This window comes from Okeania sp. SIO2B9, from assembly GCF_010672505.1.
GTDB lineage: Bacteria > Cyanobacteriota > Cyanobacteriia > Cyanobacteriales > Microcoleaceae > Okeania > Okeania hirsuta.
Genome location: NZ_JAAHGK010001016.1, coordinates 1 through 2,843 on the forward strand (window position 1 = coordinate 1; position 2,843 = coordinate 2,843).

At 35.4% G+C, this 2,843-nt stretch carries 3 protein-coding genes; all 3 read right to left on the reverse strand.

Annotated elements, in window-relative coordinates; translation table 11 throughout:
• Positions 1-554: hypothetical protein (locus F6K13_RS26695; protein WP_287288951.1), on the reverse strand; the 554-nt coding region annotated here is incomplete at its 3' end.
• A gap of 316 nt (positions 555-870) precedes the next feature.
• Positions 871-1,746: a hypothetical protein gene (locus F6K13_RS26700; protein ID WP_287244479.1), complete on the reverse strand. Its 876-nt coding sequence runs from the start codon at positions 1,744-1,746 to the stop codon at positions 871-873.
• A 195-nt stretch (positions 1,747-1,941) separates the two neighbouring features.
• Positions 1,942-2,843, reverse strand: a 902-nt coding sequence (locus F6K13_RS26705) for a decarboxylase (protein ID WP_287288952.1), incomplete at its 5' end; no start/stop codon positions are given.

Genomic DNA, 2,843 nt, shown 5'->3' on the forward strand with positions numbered 1-2,843 from the left:
TCAACATAATTAAAATCTTCGGTTTGACAAAATTCGGCAAAATCTTGGTGTTGTATTAGTTCGTACCGGAGAGCATAGTACCCAAAGGTAGGATAAGCCTTTCGAGGTACATATGCCATGCCTCCATGTTGCCCTTTGGTGTTAATGGGAACTAGGGGTATCCAAATAGAATAGGCTAAATCTTCTGGTTTAATAAAGTTGAAGCTCACTAAATCTAGATGGAATGGAAATCCTTTTCTACTTGGTTTTAATTCAAATCCCAAATCTTGGGTAAAGATTAATTCATTGGCGATTAATTGCTTGAGGGTATTTTTAAAGTTTTCCTCAGAATAGATTTTTTTTGTTACGGCATTTTCCAGCTCGTAACCCATTCTGGAAAAATCACCACCGTAAGATTCGGGAACTTTTTTTACTTGATTGGATTCGGCTGTTAGATACCTTAATTTATCAATGGCTTCATCTGTAAACAGTTTTTTGAGTTTGATAAACCCATTCTCAGCAAAAGAGTTTTTTTCTTCTGGGGATATAGTGATTTTGTTGACTAGCAAAGACATAAGCTTTTCAGAATTCAGGATATAGGATTTAGGCTTTGGTAAATTAGGGTATGATTTGTATTTTTTGGTAATTCCTAAACTATTGAATAACAAATATTTGAGATTGTTCAATTTTTATTTTCATACCTTGATTTAGCAACGCCGGATTTATAAATTTAGAATAAGTTATACCAATTCACTTTAAGGATGTCACAAATAGTTTAAAACTTTAAATGTCAAATAATTGCATTAAACTGTTATTTTATCAAAGTTTTTAGCCTATCAAATCTGGTATTCTTAATTCTCAATTCTCAATTCTCAATTTAGTGAAACGGTATTAGTTATCAACAAACTTACTTTTAGAGATTAAATCACCCTCTTTCAGATCGGTTAATTTATAACCAAAGGAAGTTAAAGGATCGTCCCCCATAGCTTTCACCATGTAATTAAAATCATCAAGAAACTTTTTCCCATAGCGAGCTTGGGAATCTACAAAACGCATTGTGTATGCCATCCTCGAAGGTAACTTTCCTTCCTTCAGAGGAACACTCCTATGCCAAACAAATTTGTTTAGTAACAGAGCATCACCTACTTCAAAGTCATCTTCCACTTTATTTTTCTCTAGAATCAATTCTTCCACTTTGGAAGCATGGGGAAAATTGAAAAATTTAAAATCTTCAGTTTGACAAAATTCGGCAATATTTTCGTGTTGTACTAATTCATAAATCAGGGAAAAATAACCAGAGGCAGGATAAACTTTTTGAGGTACATATGCCATCCCTCCATGTTGTTCTTTGGTATTAATGGGAGCTAGGGGTATCCAAAGAGAATAGGCTAAATCTTCTGCTTGAATAAAGCTGAAACTCGCTACATCCAGGTGAAAATAATATCCTCTTTTGTTGGGTGTTAATTCAAATCCCACACTTTCGGTGAAAGTTAATTCATTCTTGATTAATTGCTTGATAGTGTATTTAAAGTTTTCCTCAGAATAGATTTGGTGGGTGACAGCATTTTCTATTCCGTAACCAATTCTGGCAAAATCCCCAGTATAATATTCAGGAGCTTTGCCTATTAGCTTAGAGTTGTAAGTCAGCTCCCGTAATTTATCTGTAGCTTCCCTGGTTAATAGTCTGTTTAGCTTGATGAATCCATTCTCCCAAAAGAATTCTTTATCAGCTTGGGATAATGTAATTTTGTTTATTAATGAAGACATTTTTTGATTAGGTAATTGATAGCAAGGCAAAAAATCTTATATCAAATCCGGAAAATCAACTTTAATATCGTAGGTTGGGTTAGCGACAGCGTAACCCAACACAATGAGGATGTTGGGTTTCGTACCTTAACCCAACCTACAATGTCCGATATTTTTCTATAAGTATTCAAGCGGATTTGATATTATTTCTATGATTTAACAAGTTATATCAATCATGGTGTTAGATTCTAAAACTTTGAGATGCCAATTAGTAACTTCTTCTCCTGGTATTAAAATAGGACTTCCTGGGGGAACTTTTTTAATCCAACAACTACTGATTTTACCCAATGCTTTCTCTATTGGTAACTTTTGTTTCCTGCAAAAAAAAGCATCCTTGGGTAACATTTTCATTACGGGATTACGACAATAATAACAATCAGGTAAAATCTGTTTTATTGGTTTTTCCATCAGAATGGGCACAACTTTAGCCAAAGTTTCTCTCATAAATTGGAAATCTTGTCGATCATGATGAAAAGAGAAAATTAATAATAATCCCTCCTCTCCAGCAAATTCTCCATCAATCCCCTGTTCGTACAAAAGTTCTTCTAACTCCGAACCCGTAAGGCGATCGCTCTTTAAATAGATTTTCAGCGGATCGCTAACTTGGGGGTCATAAGTTAACACCTTGCCGTAATCATCCAATTGACTGCGGAGGCGATTGCACTCTTGAATCGCTTGGTCAAATAAAGCTTTGCCTGATTCAGAATACCCCCTGTTAATAGCATCTTCAAGACTCAGCATCAACAAATTACTGCGGGTAGTGGTTTCAAATAAAGGCAAAACCCCCATTACTTGTTCGGTGCTAAACCGCGAAGATTTAGGTAAATGTAACAAAGCAGTTTGTACTAAACTTCCGGCATATTTGTGCATACTATGGGAAACTATATCTGCACCAACACTAATTGCTGATTGCCATTGTTCGTCGAGGAAGGGAAAATGACTACCGTGAGCTTCATCTACTGCTAAAGTTATCTCATGCTTCTGACAATAATTAGCGATGGTGGCAAGATCGATAGTTACCCCTTCATAACTCGGATGAGTTAGTAACAGTGCTGATA

What these genes read in the sequence shown, in the direction of transcription:
- F6K13_RS26700 (WP_287244479.1), bottom strand. Translation starts at nt 1,746, where the DNA reads ATGTCTTCATTAATAAACAAAATTACATTATCCCAAGCTGATAAAGAA.